Genomic DNA, 23991 nt, shown 5'->3' with positions numbered 1-23991 from the left:
GTTTTCTTAATACAAAAAACAGAATGTGCAAACTGCACATTCTGTTCTGCTTTATAACTCTATTTCAATTTTTCTTCCTGTACGATGATATTGATGATAACGTACTCCCGCACAATCCATCATTCTTTTTGATGCCATAACCGATGCCGTATCTGCGTATTTGTCACTGTCATAGACAACTTCTTTAATGCCCGACTGAATAATCGCTTTCGCACATTCATTGCATGGAAAGAGAGAAACATACAATTTTGCCCCCGCAAGACTTCCGCCACTATAGTTTAAAATAGCGTTCAACTCACTGTGTACTGTGTAAACATATTTTGTTTCCAACGGGTCTTCACCTTCTCTTGTCCATGGAAATTCATCATCTGAACATCCTTTCGGTAATCCGTTATAACCCATAGAAAGAATTTTATTGTCCTGACTTACAATGCAACATCCTACCTGTGTACTCGGATCTTTTGAGCGCATTCCCGACAACATTGCAACGCCCATAAAATATTCATCCCATGAAATATAATCGTTTCTTTTTTCACTCATGCTTTCACCTTCTGTACTATTTTGTACCGAATATACGATCTCCCGCATCCCCCAAACCGGGAACAATATATCCGTGTTCATTTAATTTCTTATCCAAAGCGCCTATGTAAATATCTACATCAGGATGTGCTTTTTTCATACGTTCCACCCCTTCAGGTGCTGCAATAATACATAAGAAACGGATATTTTTTACTCCTTTATCTTTTAACATCTGAATTGCTGCCACACTCGAACCGCCTGTCGCTAACATCGGGTCAACAACAAATACATCTCTCTCCTCGCAGTCTGCCGGCAATTTACAGTAATATTCTACAGGTTCAAGTGTATCCGGATCACGATATAAACCGATATGTCCGACTTTCGCTGCCGGAATCATTGCCAACATACCTTCCACCATTCCAAGTCCTGCTCTTAAGATAGGCACAACCGCCAATTTCTTTCCTGCAAGTTCTTTCTCAACTGTTTCACAAATCGGTGTCTGAATTGTCACATCCTGTAATTTTAAATCTCTTGTTGCCTCATAACAAATAAGCATGGCAATCTCGCTAATCATTTCCCTAAAGTCTTTTGAGCCTAAATCTGCCCTTCTGATATAACTGATTTTATGACGGATTAACGGATGCTCCATTACATGTACTTTTCCCATATTTTTCCTCACTTTCTTATTTCTTTGCTTCTTCGTTTAATTTTTCCGCAAGTTTCTCTATCATTTCTTTCAAAATTTCAAAAGATTTACCATATTCAACCAAAGGCTGCCCATAGGCTGAAGGTACTTCCTTATCAACTTCCACATACTCACTTAATGTATAAACGTGTTTTACATATTCATAATCAGTAACAATCTTCCATTTCTGATTTTTTTCAAGCGTTAAAACCAGTGTATCCTCGTCTAAATCCTTCTCGCTGAAAGCAACCGCCTCATGCCCTTCAAGTGTCATCTGCTGACTCTTCATAATTGCTTCCGCTTTCTGATTTGCAGGTTCAGGAAAGAGAACAATCATTCCTCTTGATTCTATCTCATACTCTTGAATTAAATCCTGATTTCTCAGTAGTTCCGCTGCCATAGGACCTCTGCTGTTATCACTTTTACTGACAAATACAACTCGTCTGAATTTCTGCTTTGATGCAATCTCATGAGCATCAATAATCTGATGACCTGCCGCTTTCTCTAAGCGGTTCATAATTGCGCTTCCGATTCCGTCAACCGAAAAGGATTCACTGTAAATACAGTCGACATTCTCATCGTCAAACTCTCTCAACACTTTGTAAAGATTTTTTGCAATAGAACTTTGGTTCTCTCTCGTTCCTATTGTCTTAATCAGACCTGCAGTATATGCCGAAACTGTTTCCGTGCTGGCAATAATTCCTACTTTCTTGCCCTTTTTCGTCTTCTCATAGGCTAGTTGTTTGATTGCGTGTACTTCGTCTTTTAATGTTCCCTGAACGATTTTCAACTGTGCTTTAGGTGCATAGTGGCGATATTTCATTCCCGGCGCTTTCGGTGCTTCTTTCGTTTCTTCACCAAGAAGCGTTCTATCTATCTGCACCTCCCCGATAACTTCTTCAAGCATCTGCTTTGTAACCGCACCTGGTCTTAAAATCATTGGCGGTTCTGTTGTCATATCCACAATCGTTGATTCTACACCAATGTCCACACTTCCCCCATCCAAAATCATATCAATTCGACCTGTCATATCCTCTTCAACGTGTTTTGCCGTTGTCGGACTTGGACGCCCTGAAGTGTTGGCACTTGGCGCTGAAACATATCCGCCTCCTTCTAAAATCAACTCTCTAGCAATAAGGTCATTCGGCATACGAACTGCAACCGTATCCAATCCTCCTGTTGTCCCATACGGCACAATATCCGATTTCTCAAAAATCATTGTAAGCGGTCCCGGCCAAAATGCTTCCGCCAAGTCCATTGCCTTGTTGGAAATATTCTGCACAATTCTGTTCAAATCACTGATGTCCGCAATATGAATAATCAGCGGATTATCTGAAGGTCTGCCTTTCGCCTCATACGTCTTCTTCGCTGCCTCCTCGTCAAGTGCATTCGCACCTAATCCGTATACCGTTTCTGTTGGGAAAGCGACCAAACCTCCTTCTCGTATAATTCTGCCGGCCTGCTCCATTATTTCTTTCTCTATTTGGTTTTTGTCTACTTTTCTTATTATCGTTTCCATAAATTTTATTATACCATTATTACGCCGAAAAAAAAACCCACTGTGTCTATTCCCCTTGTTTTTGTAAAATATGTATAATACCATCACAAATAACCTGTGCTACTTTTTCCTGATATTCCTTTGTGGAAAGTTTTTCCGCCTCCTCCCAATTACTTAAAAATCCACATTCCACAATAATCGTAGGCACTTCTGTTTTCTTCAACATATAATAAGTATTATTTCCTTTACACACCCTTTTATTCTCCTTATCAAACAACCGAAACATTTCCTGCATTATCTCCGCCGCCTCTTTTCCCTCCTTAGAATGTGTAAAATAAAAAACCTGCGCCCCCTTTATCTCCTCCTGCGTATAACTATTTTGATGAATGCTTACCGCAAGATTAGGCTTTGTTCCATTAATCAGTTTTACCCGCTCTTTCATATCACCTATTTTCGTATCATCCAGCCCCTTGTCTTCTGTCCTTGTCATCTTGACGACAATCCTTTGCTTTTTTAATTTTCTTTCCACTTTTTTGGCAATACTTAAATTAATATCCTTTTCTTCTTTCCCATTTACTCCAATTTTACCGGGATCAGACTGTCCGTGTCCCGCATCTAAAATCACTACTTTTTCCCCTTTTTCTATATGACTTCCCGATACATAAACACTTAGCGTTTTCCCCATGAAAAATGCCGAAGAAACCAACACAACCGCCATAAGTAATTTTGTTTTCCGATACAAAAAAATCCCCTCTGTGACATCTATTCTTTCAAATATATGCCACAGAGGGAATGTCTAATTTACATATTTTAAAATTAAATCCCAAAGTCCCTGAGTTTCAAAACCGAGTTTCCAGACTGCCGTACCTGCCAATTTGTTTGTCTTCATTACTTTTAATTTCTCTTCTATCGACTTCTCGTCTTCCACCCAAATCTTATAGGTAGCACCGTCTGCTTCCCATTCTGCATAATTCTGACCGGCCTTTTCATCCCATTTCGCCTGTGCACCGTATTGTTCAAGGACTTTATTCGTTCTTTTCATGGAAACTGTTTCACTTGTTACTTTTGTGGAATATTTTCCCGCTTCTGTTCCTGCCTGCTCTGTCAATTCTTCCTCTGTCTTCGGAACTTCTTTCCAAAGTCTTGTATATAGTGGCATAGCATTAATAACTTTATTCGCCGGAACATCTTTCAGGGTTTCTCTAATACCGTCTTTTACATATCCGATAGAAGCAACCGATCCGCTCTCATACGAACCTGCAAAATGTTCATCATATCCCATAATAATAACATAGTCTGCTACAATTCCCTGTTCTTTTCGGTGATAGTGTTCATTGTATCCTTTCGGCACATAATTATCTACCGACAAAACAATTCCGTTCTTTCTACATTTCACGGATAATTCACGGATAAACTGAATATAATGTTCTCCCGTCTTTTCTGCCACCGTTTCAAAATCAACATTAATTCCGTCCAAACCAACCTGAAGCGCTTCTGAAACTAACTGATTTGTCAGATTTTCTCTGCTTGATGTACGGCATAACAGTTCATGCGTTTCCTCTGAAGTTTTAATTCCTTCTTGATTTAACGGGTCAAAATTTCTTACTAACCCCCATACTTCTATATTGGACTGGTGTGCATAATTCACATATTCGGAACTTGCAATAGAAGTTATGTTTCCCTTTGTATCTTTTACACTAAACCATGTTGGTGCAAGTGTCGTAAGTCCTTTCGTATTGGCAATCATTTCTAATACCTGTTTATTTGCGGAACGTGAACTTACCTGATGCCATGCTAAGTTAATTGTATAATCCTTCTTAATATTCGCAAATTTCTCTTCTTTAAATTCACGCTTATACGTTTTTGCCTTCTCATCCTTTAAGTCGCCTTCTTTTATGTAACCGACAAAACCGTCTTCTGTGCGAACTTTTCTCCACTTGCCTTCTTTTTCAATAAGTCTTACAACATCATTTGATTTTGTTTCCGTCAAAATCGGACTTTTCACCCCTGCACGCACACGCACCGCAGAATTATTCTTCGTTGTGGCTGCTTTCGTATCGCTCCAATCATTCTGAATAACTACACGATTAGGGTCTTTATATGTTTTATATTCTATATCCGTATACTTCTTCACAAAATCAAGTGCAATATACGCTGTGTTTCCTTCCGTCTTTAAAATAACGTATTCTTCTTTTTTCTTCTCTTTTGATACTGCATACTCACTGCTTCCGACAGATACGGATACCATGTCATTTGGTAATGTGTACAATAAAAGATTTTCATTTGCATCCCAATAAAATCTTTCATTCACATAATCTCTGACCGTAGAATATTCCAAATATACTCTTCCGTCAAACACTCTTCCTTTCGGTTCTAAAACTTCATTGTTCACAATTACCGCCAGTTGTTCCTCGCTTGTAATACCATAATATTCTTTTCTATTCGCTTTTTGATCCGATGGACTGTATTTTTTCCACAATATAGTTCCACATAAAACAACCAACGCCAATATAATAACAATGCTAACCTTAAGAATTAAAGAGCGTTGCCTTCTCTTGCGGGAATTCCTTCTGCGTCTTATTTGTTCTCTTCTGTCTTTCTCGTTCATGACGCACCTCCTATTCTAATACATTATAACAATTATTGCGGCATACGTCATTAACTATTTCGACAATTTTCATCATATTAAAAGGTTTTCGTCTTTACGAGGGGTATTGTAATTCTACTTTACACTTTTAAGTTCATGAAAATGAAGCGCTTCTACATTACCATCCTTATCCCATATATAATCCCGCATATAGCCGCCGCTTTCTTTTACCATATGTGCCGCTGCTATCTGCATCGGGCTTGCACTTTCCCCGTCAATAGACATTGGAACTCCGTGCCGTTCATATTCCGATAATTCCGTGAACAGTTCGTGATATGCTTTATCTTCTGACTGCATTTTCCTACCTTTCTCCATTTGTAACTATGGCCCTTCGATACGCCATAAGGATGTGTGATATATTAAACCTATCTCTCGGGCTGGCAAGAAGACAGTACTATAATTTACAGTTTCTCTTTTTTCTTTTTGTTATGTGTTGTCTTTTGCTGATATTTTGTCTGAAACGACAGATTCTTTCTTGATATTGTTTACAACAAATTACAGATAACTTTTGGATATGATTTTTAGACTATAAAATAAGACTTCTTTATTATTTATTTCGAACATATATCCCTCCTTTTTCTATATAAACATAGTTACATGGAAAGACTATCTTCTTGCAAACACCATTATAAATAGTAACATTTTCCTTTTCAAGTATTTTCTTTAAATTTCTTTACATATTTTTTGTTTTTGTTTATACTAATAATTGAGTAAATATTTTTATTTGCAGATAGGAAGTGATTATATGAAAATTGAAAAACTAAATGATAATCAAATTCGTTGTACGCTGACGCGTGCTGATTTAGCTGAACGCGAACTCAAACTGAGTGAGTTGGCTTATGGAACAGAAAAAGCAAAATCACTTTTCCAAGATATGATGCAACAGGCAGCCTTTGAATTCGGATTTGAAGCGGACGATACTCCTCTTATGATTGAGGCAATTCCGGCTTCCGCTGATACAATCGTACTGATTATTACTAAAGTGGATGACCCCGAAGAACTTGACACCCGCTTTTCCAAGTTTGCTCCTTCAACATCAAGTGGAACAAATGGCAAAATGCAAAATGTTTTAGATAAATTAGAAGGTGCGGAAGAATTTCTTGATTTGCTCGGCAAAGTAAAGAAAGCAGTTTCCGAAAAACCTGAGATAGAAGAGCCAAAAACTGCCCCTTCTGACAAAAATCCTAAGAAGGATGTGCGATTGTTTACATTTGCCACACTGGACAATGTAATAGAGGCTTCCCACCTGCTTGTAACGATGTATACAGGTGCAAACACTTTATACAAAGACCCTAAAGATAACCTGTACATCTTAGTTCTTTCGCAATCCGAGCATTCTGCAATTGATTATAACAAAATCTGCAATATGCTTTCCGAATACGGTTCTTTTGAAAAAACCGGCAGTGCAACTTTAGCATATCTTGAGGAACATTGTGATACAATTATCGGCGGAAATGCCATTCAACAGTTGGCACTTATTTAACTTTAAACGATAAAAACCTGTCCACCATTTTGGTGTGACAGGTTTTTCATTTATATGCAACTGCACAATTCTTAATATTAGTTTGCTGCTAAAAACGCATTAATTTTCTCAACTAATAAATCTGCATCTAATCCATGTACCATTGCTGCTTCTCCTAATGTTTCGGCCTGAGCAGACGGACAACCAAGACAGTGCATTCCAATTTCCATAAGAATTGGTGCTACCTGAGGATTTGTTGCTAATAATTCACCGATTGTTGTATCTTTTGAAATCATTGTAATTCCTCCTTTTTTTAACATATCATTCATTATAATACCTTTTTTTTGAATTAGCAATACTGAGTATTTATTCTCTTTCTAATTGTTCAGAATTGTATATACATTTTTATATGCTTTTTGATTACTCTATTGTCAAGTTCATTCTGTTAATTTTTCGACAAAATTAGAAATTTATTATTTCTACACAAAACGTCCGTTCTTTTTTTTACCCAAAATAATCCACATAATCCCCCACATTTTATGTGGATAATGTGGATAACTTTGTGTAAAACTCTGTTTTCGACAATTTTCCGACATATTTTCGTCATTCCCTGCGTGGATAACTTAAGGATAATGTTGGGATAGTTTTTCACAAATTTTTTACAGAAAAATACCTCTTCCGACAAAACACCCTTAAATTGTGCATATTGTATAAGAATATTCTCCCTTATTTTTCCTTTGCATTTTTTCCGTTAAATCTATTTCCTTTTGAAAATATTCATTTTCAGATAATGAAAACTTCATCCTTATGAAAAAAAAGAGTTTGGCACATATTTTCTTTACTTTCCCGCAAAATATTAATATTCCGTTCAAATAAATATTGACATTTCGTTTCTTTTTTCTTATTATATTTATAGTAACCATTATCGTTATTATTACTATTTTGAAAGGAGGATTCGATGCCAGCATTAAAATACAGCCGACAGCGTGAATCCATCAAAGAGTACTTAATGAGTACAAAAGAACATCCTACGGCAGATACAGTGTATCTTCATGTAAAAAAAGAATTTCCTAATATAAGTTTAGGAACTGTATATAGAAATCTTAACCTTTTAGCAGATATTGGAGAGGCTGTAAAGATTTCCACATTAAACGGCGGTGATCGTTTTGACGGAACAACAACCCCTCACTACCATTTCTTCTGCACAGAGTGCGGTGCGGTTTTAGATTTAGATATGGAGAACATAGATGCCATCAATCAGTTGGCGGGAAAGAATTTTGATGGAGAAATTGACAGTCATAACATTACTTTTTATGGACGATGCAGTGATTGTATAAAAAATTTAAAAGTTTTAAAAATGTAATTGACATTTCAAATATTTTGTGGTAAATTAATATCAGTAACAATTACTAATATTGATAACAAAAAACTAAAAAATAAATTTATAAAAAGAAAAGGAGAGTTTTAACATGAAAAAATTTGTATGTACAGTATGTGGTTATGTTTATGAAGGAGAAGTTGCACCGGCAGAATGTCCACAGTGTCATGTAGGCGCTGACAAATTCAAAGAAATGTCAGGAGAAAGAGAATGGGCAGCAGAACACGTTGTAGGTGTTGCACAGGGCGTTAGCGAAGATATTATCGCAGACTTAAGAGCAAACTTTGAAGGAGAATGTTCAGAAGTTGGTATGTATCTTGCAATGGCTAGAGTTGCTCATAGAGAAGGATACCCTGAAATCGGATTATACTGGGAAAAAGCAGCTTGGGAAGAAGCAGAACACGCTGCAAAATTTGCTGAATTATTAGGTGAAGTTGTAACAGACAGCACAAAGAAAAACCTTGAAATGAGAGTTGAAGCAGAAAACGGTGCAACAGCAGGTAAATTTGATCTTGCTAAACGTGCTAAAGCAGCTAACTTAGACGCTATCCATGATACAGTTCATGAAATGGCTAGAGATGAAGCTCGCCACGGAAAAGCATTCGAAGGACTTCTTAACAGATACTTTGGCTAAGATATAAAAATTAGGGAGTGAATTTGTATTCACTCCCTTTTTTATGTTCAAATTTATTCTTTTATAATTAAACCGCTGCGGATAAAAATCGGTCTGAGTGCATTATACAGAAACGCTACTAAAATAATCGAAACAACCGCATTAACAAGTGTTGTCGCCGCACTTAATTTTGCCAGCACTTCAGCCATCTTTTGAGGTTGCCCAAAAATAATCATTTTGTAAAAATAAGAAACGAGCGGATCCGCAATCACATTAAATCCCAATCCTGCCGCTGCTGCCAGCGTACTCCATTTGAATATATATTTCTTATCCGTACTCTGATTAACCTTAGCAATGCGGTGTGCTACAAACCCTGTAATCAACCCGATACATAATTTCAAAACAAACGTCTTCGGCGCAACCGTAATATAAATAGGATCTATAACATCAGCTATTCCCATACCGATTGCTCCCGCCAGTCCACCATACACACCGCCAATCATAAGCGCTGCCAAAACACAAACTGCATTTCCCAAATGTAATGACGCCGCATCTCCACTCGGTGTCGGAATTTTTATCTGTAAAAATGTAAATACGACAAAACAAAGTGCAGCCATAACTGCTGTCTGCGAAATTTTCTTCAATGTACTTTTTTTCTTATTCATATTCATTCACTCCTTTATTAGAATGAATACATATTAGCATATATCTGGTTTTATCAAAACTGCCAGTTATTGCATTTTTAACCATGCCAGTTATTTTTGGTTTGCCGGCTCAATGGCGATTGTTTTTCCTTTGATTTTTACATTTTTCATTGCTAATAATACGTCTTTTGCGTATTCTCTCGGCACTTCTACAAATGTGTATCTATCAAACATATCGATTGTTCCGATTAGTTTTCCCGGCATTCCTGTTTCACCTGCCAAAGCGCCTAAAATATCACCTGGTTTTGCTTTTTGCTTTTTACCTATATTGATAAATAATCTTACCATTCCCGGTTCTTCCGCTCCTGTATCACCAAAGTCCATTTCTTCCTGCTCTTCTTCAGAGGTCATTCCCGCACACATTTTTAAGAACGCTGCCGCCATATCCATTGCCGTATAGTCGGACTCATTTACTCTTTCTTCTATCGCATTTATCATTAATGTTAAATCTTCTTCTGCGATAATCCGGTCAATATCATCCAAAATATTTTCCATTTTTGTCGTTGCAACATCATTTAAAGATGGGACTTTCTGTGCATAAATTTTTGTTTTACAGTAACGCTGTATTTCTTTTAATTTATAAACTTCTTTCCCCGATACAAATGAGAATGAACGTCCCACTCTTCCTGCGCGTCCTGTTCTTCCGATTCGATGCACATAATATTCATCATCCTGCGGTAAATCATAATTAAATACTGCCTCTACTTCATCTACGTCAATCCCTCTCGCCGCAACGTCTGTCGCTACAAGAATATCTGTTTTCCCACTGCGAAATCCTTGCATAACACGATCACGCTGTGCCTGTTTCATATCCCCGTGAAGTCCTGCGGCAAAATATCCTCGACCCAAAAGCGAGGTCACAAGTAAATCCACCTGCTTTTTTGTATTACAGAATACAACCGATAGTTTCGGTGTATAAATATCTAAAAGACGCGCCAACACTTCTTCTTTATTTTTCGGTCTTACTTCATAATAAAACTGTTCGATATTCGGAACAGTCAATTCCTTTTTCGTTACTTTGATTACCTCAGCTTTTTTCTGGAATTTTTTTGTAATTTCCATGATTGCTTTTGGCATTGTTGCAGAAAAAAGAACAGTCTGTCGTTCTTCAGGAACTCCCTCTAAGATTGTTTCGATGTCTTCACGAAATCCCATATTTAACATTTCATCCGCTTCATCAAGCACAACCGTGTGCACCTGTTCCATTTTAATTGTCTTTCTGCGCATATGATCCATAACACGCCCCGGTGTTCCGATAATGATTTGTGTTCCGCTTTTCAGAGAACGGATCTGCTTAACAATTTCCTGTCCCCCATAAATTGGAAGCACTTTTATACCGTGCATATATTTTGCCAGATTTCTGATTTCTTCTGCCACCTGAATTGCCAATTCTCTCGTTGGACAAAGCACAACTCCCTGTAGTTTTTTGTTCTTAGGATTAACTTTTTGTAAAAGCGGAATACCAAACGCTGCTGTTTTTCCTGTTCCCGTCTGTGCCTGCCCAATAATGTCTTTCCCTTCTAAAATACCAGGAATTGCCTTTGCTTGAATTGGAGATGCCTCTTCAAATCCCATATATTTTACTGCTTTCTGGATTTCCGGACAAATTCCTAACTGCTCAAATTTTATATTTTCCATCTATTATTCCCTTCTATAATCATCGACTGTTATTTCCTACACTTTTGCGAAAAAAATACCCTTCACTCATCATAAGTAAAGGGTACTCACAAAGCACTGTCGACTATCATAACAGAATCATTTCTATTTGTCAAATTTTTATAAAATTTCTATTTTCACTTGATATATATGTATATTTGGTGTAGTATTTCAATATACTTAATGTAGTATTGAATACTACTTATGTTTTTGATCGATTAGGAGGGAGTATTTATGTTAATGAAAGCAAAAAAATTAAAAGATCCGGCAAGTGCCATTACACATTTTATCGGCATGGTCGCTGCAATTATCGCAGCCGCACCACTTTTGTCTAAAGCATGGCATAAGCCTGATAAAATATATTTCGTTTCTTTTGCGGTATATATTGTAAGTGTCATTCTTCTTTATACTGCAAGCACGGTTTATCACTCTTTGGATATTTCAGAGAAGATAAATAAGCGTCTGAAGAAATTCGATCATATGATGATTTCCGTTTTAATCGCTGGAAGTTATACGCCTGTATGCTTAATCGCATTAAAAGGGAAAGTCGGATATACTCTGCTTGCAATCGTATGGGGAATTGCTATTTTAGGCATCCTGATTAAAGCATTCTGGATATATTGTCCAAAATGGTTTTCTTCTATCTTATACATTGCAATGGGTTGGACCTGTGTACTTGCCTTTCCACAGATTTACCGCACCTTATCCAGACCTGCTTTCATATGGCTTTTAGCCGGAGGAATTATCTACACAATCGGAGGAATTATCTACGGACTGAAATTACCTATATTTGATAAAAAACACCACAATTTCGGTAGCCATGAGATTTTCCACCTATTTGTTATGGGTGGAACAGCCTGCCACTTTGTTGTCATGTATGTGTATCTGCTCGGATAACTGATTTAACATAATAGACGGGAGAAGTCTAAGCACTTCTCCCGTCTATCAATTTTTCCTTTTCTTTTCTTCGCATCTGCTTAATGACATATTCTCTTTTCATTGCCTCCTGCTTTGTCGGGAACGTTTCATAATACACTAAAGTAACCGGCGTTCTTGTCTTCGTATATTTTGCCCCTTTTCCTTCATTATGGCTCTGTATTCTTTTATCCAAATCATTTGTCCAGCCTGTATATAAAGTACCGTCACTGCATCGAACAATATATGTATAGTTATCCATCTCTACTGCAAATCCTCTTGGCTTATTTCAATAGATGGATAGTGGGATAAAGTTGTCAAATCTACATTCAGAGGAACACTATACACCATATAAAATTTTTCCGGATACTTTTCTGATAATTCCTTTATTTTCTCTTCCGCAATTTCCTTATTCTCTGTCGCATACACAACAGACACCACCCCTGTTTTCCTGCTTTCTGCTTCTTCTACTTCTCCACACAAAATCAATTTTAGCGAAGCAGTTCCATTAAGTCCCATAGAAATATAATCTTTTTCGTCCATACTCTTTTCCTCCTTTTTCTCTTTATTATACTCCCTATTTCCCATATATCAAGCAAAAAACAGGGCTTGCGCCTTCCTGCTCAAGCCCTGTTTCTTCTACTCTCCCAAAAAATCATTTGGATTTATAGGCTGTCCGTCTTTTCTCATCTCAAAATAAAGATTGCAGCCTTCTACACTGTAATATTTGGTCGGTTCACTCAAATAACCAAGAACTGTTTTTGCTTCCACCGTATCACCCACATTAACCGGAACCTCTTTTAACTGTCCATAAATAGTTTCATAACCATTTCCCATATCTACGGTAACTGTTGTTCCTGTCTGACTTGTCACATCAATAGATTTTACCACCCCTCGTGCAACCGATATAACCTGTGTACCTTCAGCACCCTTTATAATCATTGCAGGATTATATTTATACTGGTCTAACGTAGGAAAATAAACTGTTTTATTCATACTGTAATTGAGAATGACTTCTCCGTTTTCAATCGGCCAAAGAATTAAATCTTTTTCACTGAAAGAAAACTGTGGTTTACTCGGCTGTTCTGTAACTATTTCCGTTTGCTCCTCTATCTGCGGCGGTTCTTCTACCATATTATTTTCCTGCTGAGGCGTATTGATGACTAAATCTTGCCCGCCTCCCGTACTTTCAATTTTCTCCATTTCTTCTTTCTGTTTTTTCTCTGCTTTTGCCAATTCCTTTTCCACTCCGGCTTTGTACTGTTTGACGGTGTATACTCCCACCATACCGATTACCGCCACGAAACAAATCACAGCACCTATCGCCAGACCATTTCCTCTTTTGGAAGGTCTTAAACTATTTTTCATTTTCATCACCTCTGACTTTATTTTTGCCAGAAAACGACTGCCTTATTCTATATTTAATAAAATTTCAGTGACCTCCCTGATTTCCGTTCCTTCAAAAAAATATTGCAAAATTTCTTCAGATGATTTTCCTTCTTTCGCCATTTCATTTGCAGTATGCTGACTTAGTCCGATACCATGTCCTACCCCTTTTGTCGTAATCTTAAATATCCCGTTATTATCCCGAAAGGAAAAACAACTGGATGGAAGTTCCAACGCTTTTCTAAATTCTTCCCCCGCATAGATATGCTTTCCAATCCGCACTTTTGTTACATATCCCGCCGAGTCAGTCTGTTTTATTTCAAAATCCTCCTTTGTAAACGGTTTGGCTGCTTCCTTTTTATCCACCGCAGTAAGAAATGGCTTACAATATTCTTTCACCTCCTTATAAGTCAGTTCAAGTGTCTGCAACTGCCATTTATTTTCAATATCTTTCGGACAATCTTTTGTCTTTAAATAGGAATAATTTTCCCCTCCGAGAACCTCATTTCCATTTCTTGTTTTCCCATTGCTTAATTTGTGAAAAGAAGCTGACGCCAATTTTTCCTTATAAAGAATTGCTTTCCCTTCCGTTTCAACAACTGCTTTTTTCAGTTTTTTATAAATTTCTTCTCCTTTTTCTTTCCCCCATAACTTTTCCATTTCTCCCCTCGTCATGTACTCTCCTGAAAAAACAGCATTTTTTTTCTCTTCAATTTTCCGATATAAGTTTGTTCGGCTTAAAATCGTCTGCACCTTCAACATTTCCATATGATAATCCGGCTGGATTTCTTTTGCTACAACTCCCGCCAGATAATCTTCCCATAATACTTTCGTTTCCCGTTCGCCTGACTCTACTTTTACATAAAGAGGAGAGTTGTCCCCATTTCTATGAACAACTTTTCCATTTATCAACACTGTAATGATATATGGCAGTAATAAAAAAATAAAAAGTGTAATACAGATTGTCCTACATTTCTTTTTCATACTCCCTCCTCCTTGAATATCTTATGCAGAGCGTTCTTATTGTATGGAAGTATAGTTTCCTATGCAATAAAAAACACTGTGGTTTATCCTAAGATATTCCACAGTGTTAAAAACTATTCCTGTTCTTCTGAAATTGTCTGTCTTTGCGCCATATTTTCTTCCATGATCTGCTCTGCTCTTCTTCCGAAGATAAACATACAAATCGATGTATACAAAGGAAGAATCATACCAAGCACGGCGTGTAATGTAGCCATATTTAATGTTGTATATCTCTCATAAATCTGACGATTTACTAAAATTTCCAATCCGCCTTTAATCGCCGCATAAAGAAGAGAAACGATAATAACAAATATAAAAAATACAATTAAGACTACAAATAGTCCAGCCATTTCTGAATTTGGAACGTAATCTCTCTCATATGACACTGACGAAATTGCACTGATGACAACTGAAATAATCAAGAAGAAATACAGTACCGCAAAAATAACTCCGTAAATAATAGGTATGACTAAAAGCCATATCCCCGGTGATTTAATGCGTCTTTTCTTCAGCGGAATATCTCCGCTTAATTCTCCGTGAAAATAAGTTCTCGCAAACGGAATAAACGCAAGCCACGAATTTGTTCTTCCCTGTGTTTTTCCGATTTTGTACATCCCGATACCGCGGAAAACAAAACTTGCTATCCAGCCCAGCAACAAAACTCCCAATACAACAAAATAAATCGCCAAAACAGTTACCGCAACCGTATCTGCTCCACTATAGTACATTCACATTCCTCCTATGCGTCAATCGTTACCTTATCCAATTTCCAGATTTCATCCACATACTGTTGGATTGTTCTATCTGATGTAAATTTACCACATGACGCTGTGTTTAACAATGCCATTTTTGCCCAACGGTCTACATCTCTGTATGCTTTCTCTATCTCTTCCTGTGCTGCCGCATAACTTCTGAAATCTTTTAAAATGAAATATGTGTCCGCACGGTCACTGCTTCTTGTATTTAACAGTGAATTATATAAATCTCTGTACATCTCACAATCTCCGTTAGCATATGTTCCGTCTACTAACTGATCCACAACACGTCTGATTTCCCAATCATTATTATAGATATCCATCGGATTATATCCGCCATGATTTTCATAGCGGATAACTTCATCAGAACTCAAACCGAAAATAACAGCATTTTCAGGTCCTACTTCTTCCACGATTTCCACGTTTGCACCATCCATTGTTCCAAGTGTAACTGCACCGTTTAACATGAATTTCATATTTCCCGTACCTGACGCCTCTTTAGATGCTGTAGAAATCTGTTCGCTAACATCCGCTCCGGCAAAGATAAGTTCCGCATTTGAAACACGGTAGTCCTCAATAAATACAACTTTTATTTTGCCGTTAATACTTCTGTCATTATTAATTACGTCCGCAACAGAATTAATTAATTTAATTGTCTGTTTTGCACGTTTATATCCTGCTGCCGCCTTTGCACCAAAAATAAAAGTTCTCGGATAGAAGGACATTTCAGGATGTTCTTTTATCTTATTGTACAAATACATGATATGAAGAATATTCAATAACTGACGTTTGTACTCATGAAGTCGTTTTACCTGTACGTCAAAAATGGAGCGAGGATCTACCTCTATTCCGTTATGCTCTAAAATATATTTTGCAAGACGTTCTTTGTTTTTGAATTTAATATCCATAAACTTTTCTCTTTCTTTCACGCTATCGGCAAGAGGTTTTAATTTTGCCATCTGTGAAAGGTCTGTAATCCAACCGTCACCGATATGTTTTGTTACCCAATCGGCTAACAATGGGTTTGCATGAAGAAGGAATCTTCTCTGTGTAATTCCATTTGTCTTGTTATTAAATTTCTCCGGCATCATTTCATAAAAATCTTTTAACTCTTCATTTTTTAAGATTTCCGTATGCAACCTTGCAACACCGTTTACAGAATAACCTGCAACAATTGCAAGATGAGCCATTTTCACCTGACCGTCATATAAAATAGCCATTTTACGAACTTTTTCTTCATTGCCCGGATATTTTGCACGTATTTGTGCTACAAAACGGCGATTAATTTCTTCCACAATCTGATATACTCGAGGAAGTAATCTTGAGAATAAGTCGATTGGCCATTTTTCCAACGCTTCAGCCATAATTGTGTGGTTTGTATATGCACAAGTTTTTGTTGTTACTTCCCATGCTTCATCCCATTCTAAGCCTTGCTCATCCATAAGAAGACGCATTAATTCCGCAACTGCTACCGTAGGATGTGTATCATTCATCTGAATAGTTACTTTTTCATGGAATTTGTGAATATCATCATGCTCTCTCAAATATTTCTCAACTGCTTCCTGCAAACTTGCTGAAATAAAGAAATACTGTTGTTTTAAACGAAGTTCTTTTCCGGCATAGTGATTGTCATTCGGGTATAGTACCTCAACTATCGTTTTTGCAAGATTTTCCTGCTCTACTGCTTTCTGATATTCCCCTCTGTCAAATGAATCTAAATGGAAGTCCGTAATTGCTTTTGCATCCCATATGCGAAGTGTGTTTACAATACCATTATTATATCCTACAATCGGCATATCATATGGAATTGCAAGAACAGACTCATAATCTTCTTGAATAAATTCACTTCTTTTTGTCTTTTCATTATAATTAATTCGGATATGTCCTCCGAATCGTACTACTTTTGCATACTCCTCTCTTCTAATTTCAAAAGGATTTCCTTCTTTTAACCAGTCATCAGGAGTTTCCACCTGAAAACCATTTTCAATTTTTTGCTTAAACATTCCGTAGTGATAACGGATACCGCAGCCATAAGCTGCGTATCCTAAACTTGCAAGAGAATCGAGGAAACAGGCTGCAAGACGTCCTAATCCACCATTTCCAAGTGCTGCATCAGGTTCTTGATCTTCAATAACATTTAAGTCAATTCCCATCTCGTCCAACGCTTCTGCTACCTCTTTATAAGCAGTTAAATTAATGATATTATTTCCAAGCGCTCTTCCCATAAGAAATTCCATAGACATATAATATACTGTCTTAGGATCATCTTTTTTGTACTGCTCTTGTGTCAAAAGCCATTTATCAATAATCTCATCTTTTACTGCATAAGACACTGCCTGAAATAACTGTTGCTGACTTGCCTCATCTATTGTTCTTCTATAAAGTCTTTTTACATTATTTTTCACAGTCTTTTTAAATTCTTCTTTGTTAAATTTCTCCTGCCGCATAATAATCCTCCTATTTTTCAACACCCATAATCACTTTTTCCCCGTTGATGTTCCATTCTTTTGTATAGCCTGCCGGAGTTTTCTTTTCTACTGATAATGCTAATACTTCGTCACCAATCTGACTTCCGTATTCTGCAAAAATATTTTCTGCTTTTTCGCTTCCCTCATAAGTTACATGAATTTTATCTGTCACTTCAAAGTCTGCTTCTTTTCTCATTGTCTGGATTTTACTGATAATCTCACGTACAAATCCTTCCTGTAATAACTCTTCTGTAAGATTTGTATCTAATACAACCGTAATTCCATTGTCACTTTCTGATACATAACCTTCTGTCTGTGCTGTTTCAATTAAAAGGTCTTCTCTGAATAAAGTAACTTCCTGTCCGTTGATGTCAAGTTTTAATGCATCATTTGCATTTAATTCATCCATCGCTTTATTTCCGTCTAATTCAGAAAGTACAGTGCGGATTCCACCTAAAAGTTTACCATATTTCGGTCCTACTGTTTTTAACTGTGGTTTAAATGTATATGAAGTAAAATCTCTTACATCATCTGTGAATTTCACTTCTTTTACATTCAACTCTTCAGCAACAATTTCTTTGTAGAATGCGGATAATTCTTCTTCCGCTTTTACAAACATCGTTCCGATTGGCTGACGATTCTTGATATTTGCACTGTTACGACACGCACGGCCCATAACAACGATTTCCAAAACTTCTTCCATGTTTCTTTCCAATTCTGTATCAATCCATTCCTCGTTTGCTACAGGGAAATCGCAAAGATGAACACTTTCAGGAGCATTTTTGTCGATGCTTCTTACAAGGTTCTGGTAAATATCTTCTGTCATAAACGGAATCATAGGAGCTGCCACTTTTGCAACTGTTACAAGCGCTGTGTAAAGTGTCATGTACGCATTGATTTTATCCTGTTCCATTCCTTTTGCCCAGAAACGTTCACGGCTTCTTCTTACATACCAGTTACTCATATCATCCACAAACTCCTGTAATGCTCTCGCACTTTCAGGAATGCGGTAATTCTCTAAGTTATTATCTACTGTTTTAATCAATGTATTCAGTTTAGATAATAACCATTTATCCATAACATTTAATTTATCATATTCCAATGTATATTTTGTTGCGTCAAATTCATCGATATTTGCATATAGTACAAAGAATGCATATGTGTTCCATAACGTACCCATAAACTTTCTCTGTCCTTCTGTTACAATCTTACCGTGGAAACGGTTCGGTAACCAAGGCGCACTGTTGATATAGAAATACCAGCGGATTGCATCTGCCCCATATTGCTCTAACGCTTCAAACGGGTCCACTGCATTCCCTTTGGATTTACTCATCTTCTGTCCTTTTTCATCCTGTACATGACCTAAAACGATAACGTTTTTATATGGCGCTTCGTTAAATACAAGGGTAGAAATGGCAAGTAATGAGTAGAACCATCCTCTTGTCTGGTCAACCGCCTCGGAAATAAAGTTTGCAGGGAACTGCTGCTCGAACAACTCTTTATTTTCAAACGGATAATGGTGTTGTGCAAACGGCATTGCTCCGCTGTCAAACCAACAGTCGATTACTTCCGGTACTCTGTGCATTTCTTTTCCACAATGCGGACATTTAATTGTAACCGCATCAATAAACGGACGGTGTAATTCAATATCATCCGGACAATTATCGGAAAGTTCTTTCAATTCCGCAATGCTTCCGATAGAGTGCATATGACCGCATTCACATTCCCATACGTTTAACGGAGTTCCCCAATAACGATTTCGGCTGATTCCCCAATCTTGAACATTTTCAAGCCAGTCGCCAAAACGTCCTTTACCGATACTTTCCGGAATCCAGTTGATTGTATTATTGTTTCTGATCAAATCATCTTTTACCGCTGTCATTTTAATGAACCATGATTCACGAGCGTAATAGATAAGCGGTGTATCACAACGCCAACAATGAGGATAACTATGTTCAAAATTCGGAGCGGCAAACAAAAGTCCTCGCTTTTCCAAATCCTCTAATACAAATGGATCTGCTTTCTTGCAGAATACTCCTGCCCATGGCGTTTCCTCTGTCATTTCCCCTTTTTCATCTACCAACTGAAGGAACGGCAAATCATATTTACGTCCTACCTGAGCATCGTCCTCACCAAACGCCGGAGCAATATGAACAACTCCCGTACCATCCGTAAGTGTAACATATGTGTCACAAGTTACATAATATGCCTTTTTATTCAATTCTACAAATGGGAATAACGGTTCATATTCTTTTCCTTCCAGTTCTTTACCCACGTAGCGTTCTACTACTTCTACATCGCCTTCCAATACACTTTCAACCAATGCTTCCGCCATATAATATGTGTATCCGTCATTTTTTACCTTCACATAAGTTTCTTCCGGATTTACACAAAGTGCAACGTTTGAAGGAAGTGTCCAAGGAGTTGTTGTCCATGCTAAAATATAGGCATCTTCATCTTTCACTTTAAATCTTACGATTGCTGATTTTTCTTTTACATCTTTATATCCCTGTGCAACTTCGTGGCTTGAAAGCGGAGTTCCGCATCGTGGACAATAAGGTACTATTTTATAGCCTTTATATAAAAGTCCTTTATCCCAAATCTGTTTTAATGCCCACCACTCAGATTCAATAAAATTATTATCATATGTGACATATGGGTGTTCCATATCTGCCCAGAAACCAACTGTTGCAGAAAAATCTTCCCACATTCCTTTATATTTCCAAACGCTTTCTTTGCAGTGTGAAATAAATGGCTCTAATCCATATTCTTCAATCTGTTCTTTTCCGTCTAAACCTAAAAGTTTTTCCACTTCAAGTTCTACTGGCAGACCGTGTGTATCCCAGCCTGCTTTTCTAGGTACCATATACCCTTTCATTGTACGGTATCTTGGAATCATATCCTTGATAACACGGGTTAATACATGCCCAATGTGCGGCTTACCGTTTGCTGTCGGCGGTCCGTCATAAAACGTGTATGTTTCGCCTTCTTTACGGTTTTCCATACTTTTTTTGAAGATGTCGTTTTCTTCCCAAAATTTTTCAATTTTCTTCTCTCTGTCCACGAATTTCAAATCCGTTGATACTTTCTGATACATAATTTCCTCCTCTTATGATTAGTTTATGCTCTTTGCAAATCCTGCTAAAAAAAGAAAACCCCCGTCCGTAATAGGACGAGAGTTAATAAACTGTCGTTTAACCACCTGTTACACCATACTTCCATATGTGTTCTTTTTAACGGTAGAAAACCGGCAGAACTTATACATCGCATCTTGCGATTTTCAGCATCTGCAACTCGGAAGTGATTTTCAAACAATCCCTACTCGCATCGGATTCCCACCGCCACCGACTCTCTTTGGCTTTTGAAAAAGTTCTACTCTCTTCGTCATTGTTTTTTTCATATCCTTTTCTATTATAGTAAGGAAACCCGTGAACTGTCAAGGATTTAATATTATCAGACTATACTGACTATATATAGCATTCCTCTTCTTTATATGATATAATATATAAAATAACTTTTTTTACTGTATATTTACGGAAGGGAGCGATTACATGAGCAAGAAAATCATTACTATCGGACGACAATTTGGCAGCAACGGACGATTGATTGGGCGGGAACTTGCTAATCGTCTTGGAATTAACTGCTATGACAAAGGATTAATCAAACTCGCAGCGGAGCATACCGATATTCCTTACGAACAGTTGAAACTTGTTGATGAAAAAAAGGAAAGACCTTGGCAGTATCAGGTGGATGTAGATGATAATTTAGATAGACAATACCGTTACGGCCACATTGATGAAGTACTCTTTAGTCTCCAGTCAAAAGTCATTCAGGATTTGGCAGTTAAGGAAAACTGTATCTTTGTAGGAAGATGTGCAGACTATGTACTGAAAAATGAAAAACACTGTAAGAACATTTATCTTTTCGCTCCAATGGATTTCCGTGTCAAAACAGTTATGGAACGCTACGGTCTTCCCGAAAAGAAAGCACACACATTAATCAAAAAAGTGGATAAAGACCGCAGTTACTATTATAACTTCTACACAGACAAAGACTGGCATGACGCAAAAAGTTATCAACTCGCTATTGACACAAGTGCTTTTACCATTAATGAAATTGTAAATTTGTTAGAAGTTATCTATAACAATCTATAATGACAAAAGGAACTTCACCACCGTTGAAGTTCCTTTTTTATGTATTATCGCTCTCTATTTCTTTTCTTTCTTCGAATTGCATTTAAAATAAGAAGAGTTGTACATCCGATAATCAAAATAATAATAACTACAATAATTGTTCTCATTAAAAACGTATTCTCTGTCTTCTTTTCAGGTTCTTTCCTTGTCGCTTTTTTAACCTCTTTTATCTTCGCTTTTGTCGCTCCGACAACCTGTCCTTCGTAGCAATAGTCAACTTTATCTTTCTCATATTTTCTGCTCAACGCATCAAAATCTATATTTTTAGGCAAAGTTACACAAGCATCTCCCTCGATATGACTTATCCTCTTTGATGTTTCATTTGCGGAAATATTAACTTCTTTAAAATTATGAAAAGCATAATCACAGATTTTCTTTGTATCCTCAAACGTATCTCTGCGTGACCGCATAATTACCGCCACGATTTCCATATCCCCCTGCTCCATAACCGTCACAAGCGTATTATAAGATTTCTCCGTATAACCTGTTTTTCCACCGATACAACGGTCATCGTGATATTTTCCATTTAAAAGCATTTTGTGTTTCTGCTGAAATATTCTCGGTTCACTCTCCATATTCGTCGGCGGAATCGTATATTGTAATGTCTGCACAATATCCAATAATTCCTGATGTCCAAACGCTTCTCTTGCAATTAACGCCATATCTCTTGCAGAAGTGTAATGCTGTTCATCAAACATTCCGTTTGTATTAATAAAATGTGTATGTGTACAGCCTAATTCTTTCGCCCTGTCGTTCATCATCTTAACAAAATTTTCGTGTGTTCCGCCTACACTTTCACCGATTGCATATGCTACCTCATTCGCAGAAGCAAGCATCAGTGCATGAAGCGCATCTTTCATTGTGATTTCTTCCCCTGCTTTCATAGCGATATGAGCATATCCCGGCTCTAAAGACTGAATACTTTCCTGCGAGAATTTTACCATATCTGTCGGCTTGGAATTTTCAATAGCAACCAATGCGGTCAAAATTTTTGTAATACTTGCCGGATACCTTTGCTCATCAATTCCTTTTGCATATAAAATTGCTCCTGTTTTCATATCCATTACAATAGCAGAATCTCCGTAAACCTGTGGTCCTTGCGGCCAATTTGCTATAGCGTTACTCTCTATCACCTTATTATAGGACGCTTGTATTTCCGCTTCTTTCTTTTGTTGCGATGTCATCTGCTCTGTCGGTTGCTGCACATCTGTTGCCTGTGCGTATCCTCCGCACTGGGAAATCAGAACTACGCTTAGTAAAATTCCAATTCCTCTTTTTATTCTATTTTTCATTGATATTCCTCCAATATTTTTACACATACGTTATAAGTATATATGAAAAATACTATTATTTCAATTATTAAATAAACGAAAAACCGATGCCGCAGATTACTCATCTGCTGTGCATCGGTTTTACTTATCTTATATCACTCTATCTTCTTTTCTTTGATAACACAAACACAATTCCGGCAAGTGATACAACCGCCGCTGCTGTTATCGGAAGAATAGGAGTTGTATCTCCTGTTTTAATAGGCTGTTTTGAGCCTGAAGGTTTTCCTAACTGACCGTTTACTGAGCCTGTTCCTTGATTTCCTGTAACGTTTCCGTTCGGTTTATTCTGATCATTCGGTTTGTTAGGATTTGTATCCGGTCTATTAGGCTGATTTGGTTTATTTGTTATTTTTCTATATTTGAATACAAATTCATCATCTCTTCCCGGTTTTCCGTCTAATCCTAATGTCTTATCACTGTCCGTATCAATAACAAACAGGTCTTTGTAACCCTTCATATCCGGTCCGGATACATATTCATAACCTTCAATTGCTTTTGGTCCAATATCAAACTGGTTATACATACTAATGATATATGCTTTATTTACTTCTGCAGGTGCAATTTCTTTTCCTGTTTCAGCATCTACAAATTTCTCTGTAAGATCAATTAAATCTTCTTTATTACACTGTGTAAAATCTGTTTCATCCTGAATATCTTCATTGTTTACTTTTAATGTTACAAACGGATCTTCAAGGAAATGAACACCGTCCAATGCTACCTGAAGTTTGTACACTTTGTTTGTTCCTGCTAAACGAGGA

Annotated in this window: 23 protein-coding genes; 5 read left to right on the top strand and 18 right to left on the bottom strand. The window is 37.2% G+C overall.

Annotation, left to right across the window (positions count from 1 at the left end; all coding sequences use genetic code 11):
* Positions 1-51: 51 nt before the first annotated feature.
* The 6 genes from ACYPXO_RS03750 to ACYPXO_RS03725 form a co-directional block, all read right to left on the bottom strand.
* A complete protein-coding gene (locus ACYPXO_RS03750; protein ID WP_009461835.1) occupies positions 52-540 on the bottom strand; it encodes a deoxycytidylate deaminase in 489 nt (162 codons plus the stop codon).
* Between the two features lie 16 nt (positions 541-556).
* Positions 557-1186, bottom strand: coding sequence for a uracil phosphoribosyltransferase (gene upp, locus ACYPXO_RS03745; protein ID WP_459639343.1), 630 nt, complete (start codon positions 1184-1186; stop codon positions 557-559).
* 16 nt (positions 1187-1202) lie between these two features.
* Complete coding sequence (locus ACYPXO_RS03740) at positions 1203-2723, bottom strand: L-threonylcarbamoyladenylate synthase (RefSeq protein WP_459639342.1); 1521 nt, start codon at positions 2721-2723, stop codon at positions 1203-1205.
* Between the two features lie 46 nt (positions 2724-2769).
* The gene (locus ACYPXO_RS03735; protein ID WP_459639341.1) at positions 2770-3444 is read right to left on the bottom strand and encodes an N-acetylmuramoyl-L-alanine amidase family protein; all 675 of its coding nucleotides are present in this window, start codon (positions 3442-3444) and stop codon (positions 2770-2772) included.
* Between the two features lie 54 nt (positions 3445-3498).
* Positions 3499-5310 carry a glycosyl hydrolase family 18 protein gene (locus tag ACYPXO_RS03730; protein WP_459639340.1) on the bottom strand — a complete coding sequence of 604 codons (1812 nt, stop codon included), beginning with the start codon at positions 5308-5310 and terminating at the stop codon, positions 3499-3501.
* Between the two features lie 114 nt (positions 5311-5424).
* Positions 5425-5646: a hypothetical protein gene (locus ACYPXO_RS03725; protein ID WP_459639339.1), complete on the bottom strand. Its 222-nt coding sequence runs from the start codon at positions 5644-5646 to the stop codon at positions 5425-5427.
* 448 nt (positions 5647-6094) lie between these two features.
* On the opposite strand from ACYPXO_RS03725, the gene ACYPXO_RS03720 reads away from it, so the two are divergent.
* On the top strand, positions 6095-6832 hold the full coding sequence (locus tag ACYPXO_RS03720; protein WP_459639338.1) for an adaptor protein MecA: 738 nt from the start codon (positions 6095-6097) through the stop codon (positions 6830-6832).
* A gap of 77 nt (positions 6833-6909) precedes the next feature.
* On the opposite strand, the gene ACYPXO_RS03715 is transcribed toward ACYPXO_RS03720, so the two are convergent.
* Positions 6910-7107 (bottom strand): DUF1858 domain-containing protein, encoded by a 198-nt coding sequence (locus tag ACYPXO_RS03715; protein WP_459639337.1) that lies wholly within the window; start codon positions 7105-7107, stop codon positions 6910-6912.
* Positions 7108-7769: 662 nt separating this feature from the next.
* Here ACYPXO_RS03715 and ACYPXO_RS03710 point away from each other — a divergent pair.
* Both ACYPXO_RS03710 and ACYPXO_RS03705 read left to right on the top strand, forming a co-directional pair.
* On the top strand, positions 7770-8174 hold the full coding sequence (locus tag ACYPXO_RS03710) for a Fur family transcriptional regulator (RefSeq protein WP_459639336.1): 405 nt from the start codon (positions 7770-7772) through the stop codon (positions 8172-8174).
* 106 nt (positions 8175-8280) lie between these two features.
* Positions 8281-8823: a rubredoxin-like domain-containing protein gene (locus tag ACYPXO_RS03705; RefSeq protein WP_459639335.1), complete on the top strand. Its 543-nt coding sequence runs from the start codon at positions 8281-8283 to the stop codon at positions 8821-8823.
* 53 nt (positions 8824-8876) lie between these two features.
* On the opposite strand, the gene ACYPXO_RS03700 is transcribed toward ACYPXO_RS03705, so the two are convergent.
* Positions 8877-9467 (bottom strand): ECF transporter S component, encoded by a 591-nt coding sequence (locus ACYPXO_RS03700; RefSeq protein ID WP_459639334.1) that lies wholly within the window; start codon positions 9465-9467, stop codon positions 8877-8879.
* A gap of 90 nt (positions 9468-9557) precedes the next feature.
* Positions 9558-11144: a DEAD/DEAH box helicase gene (locus ACYPXO_RS03695; protein WP_459639333.1), complete on the bottom strand. Its 1587-nt coding sequence runs from the start codon at positions 11142-11144 to the stop codon at positions 9558-9560.
* A gap of 258 nt (positions 11145-11402) precedes the next feature.
* Between ACYPXO_RS03695 and trhA the strand changes: the two genes are divergently transcribed.
* Positions 11403-12059: a PAQR family membrane homeostasis protein TrhA gene (trhA, locus tag ACYPXO_RS03690; protein ID WP_459639345.1), complete on the top strand. Its 657-nt coding sequence runs from the start codon at positions 11403-11405 to the stop codon at positions 12057-12059.
* A gap of 28 nt (positions 12060-12087) precedes the next feature.
* Here trhA and ACYPXO_RS03685 read toward each other — a convergent pair whose 3' ends face one another.
* The 7 genes from ACYPXO_RS03685 to ileS form a co-directional block, all read right to left on the bottom strand.
* On the bottom strand, positions 12088-12339 hold the full coding sequence (locus tag ACYPXO_RS03685; protein ID WP_459639332.1) for a GIY-YIG nuclease family protein: 252 nt from the start codon (positions 12337-12339) through the stop codon (positions 12088-12090).
* A 2-nt stretch (positions 12340-12341) separates the two neighbouring features.
* Complete coding sequence (locus tag ACYPXO_RS03680) at positions 12342-12620, bottom strand: hypothetical protein (protein WP_459639331.1); 279 nt, start codon at positions 12618-12620, stop codon at positions 12342-12344.
* A 96-nt stretch (positions 12621-12716) separates the two neighbouring features.
* The gene (locus tag ACYPXO_RS03675; protein ID WP_459639330.1) at positions 12717-13445 is read right to left on the bottom strand and encodes a peptidoglycan DD-metalloendopeptidase family protein; all 729 of its coding nucleotides are present in this window, start codon (positions 13443-13445) and stop codon (positions 12717-12719) included.
* A 42-nt stretch (positions 13446-13487) separates the two neighbouring features.
* A complete protein-coding gene (locus ACYPXO_RS03670) occupies positions 13488-14447 on the bottom strand; it encodes a SpoIID/LytB domain-containing protein (RefSeq protein WP_459639329.1) in 960 nt (319 codons plus the stop codon).
* 113 nt (positions 14448-14560) lie between these two features.
* On the bottom strand, positions 14561-15214 hold the full coding sequence (locus ACYPXO_RS03665) for a hypothetical protein (protein WP_459639328.1): 654 nt from the start codon (positions 15212-15214) through the stop codon (positions 14561-14563).
* Between the two features lie 11 nt (positions 15215-15225).
* On the bottom strand, positions 15226-17688 hold the full coding sequence (locus tag ACYPXO_RS03660) for a glycogen/starch/alpha-glucan phosphorylase (protein WP_459639327.1): 2463 nt from the start codon (positions 17686-17688) through the stop codon (positions 15226-15228).
* A gap of 10 nt (positions 17689-17698) precedes the next feature.
* Complete coding sequence (gene ileS, locus ACYPXO_RS03655; protein WP_459639326.1) at positions 17699-20806, bottom strand: isoleucine--tRNA ligase; 3108 nt, start codon at positions 20804-20806, stop codon at positions 17699-17701.
* A gap of 454 nt (positions 20807-21260) precedes the next feature.
* Here ileS and ACYPXO_RS03650 point away from each other — a divergent pair, with 454 nt between their 5' ends.
* Positions 21261-21863: a cytidylate kinase-like family protein gene (locus ACYPXO_RS03650; protein WP_459639325.1), complete on the top strand. Its 603-nt coding sequence runs from the start codon at positions 21261-21263 to the stop codon at positions 21861-21863.
* Between the two features lie 44 nt (positions 21864-21907).
* Here ACYPXO_RS03650 and ACYPXO_RS03645 read toward each other — a convergent pair whose 3' ends face one another.
* Both ACYPXO_RS03645 and ACYPXO_RS03640 read right to left on the bottom strand, forming a co-directional pair.
* Positions 21908-23194 (bottom strand): D-alanyl-D-alanine carboxypeptidase family protein, encoded by a 1287-nt coding sequence (locus tag ACYPXO_RS03645; protein WP_459639324.1) that lies wholly within the window; start codon positions 23192-23194, stop codon positions 21908-21910.
* A gap of 139 nt (positions 23195-23333) precedes the next feature.
* Positions 23334-23966: a hypothetical protein gene (locus ACYPXO_RS03640; RefSeq protein WP_459639323.1), complete on the bottom strand. Its 633-nt coding sequence runs from the start codon at positions 23964-23966 to the stop codon at positions 23334-23336.
* Positions 23967-23991: the final 25 nt, after the last annotated feature.

The sequence above is a fragment of the Faecalimonas canis genome (genome assembly GCF_054601575.1).
Note: the sequence above shows the minus strand (reverse complement) of the source record. Positions and strands in the feature narration are given on the sequence as shown.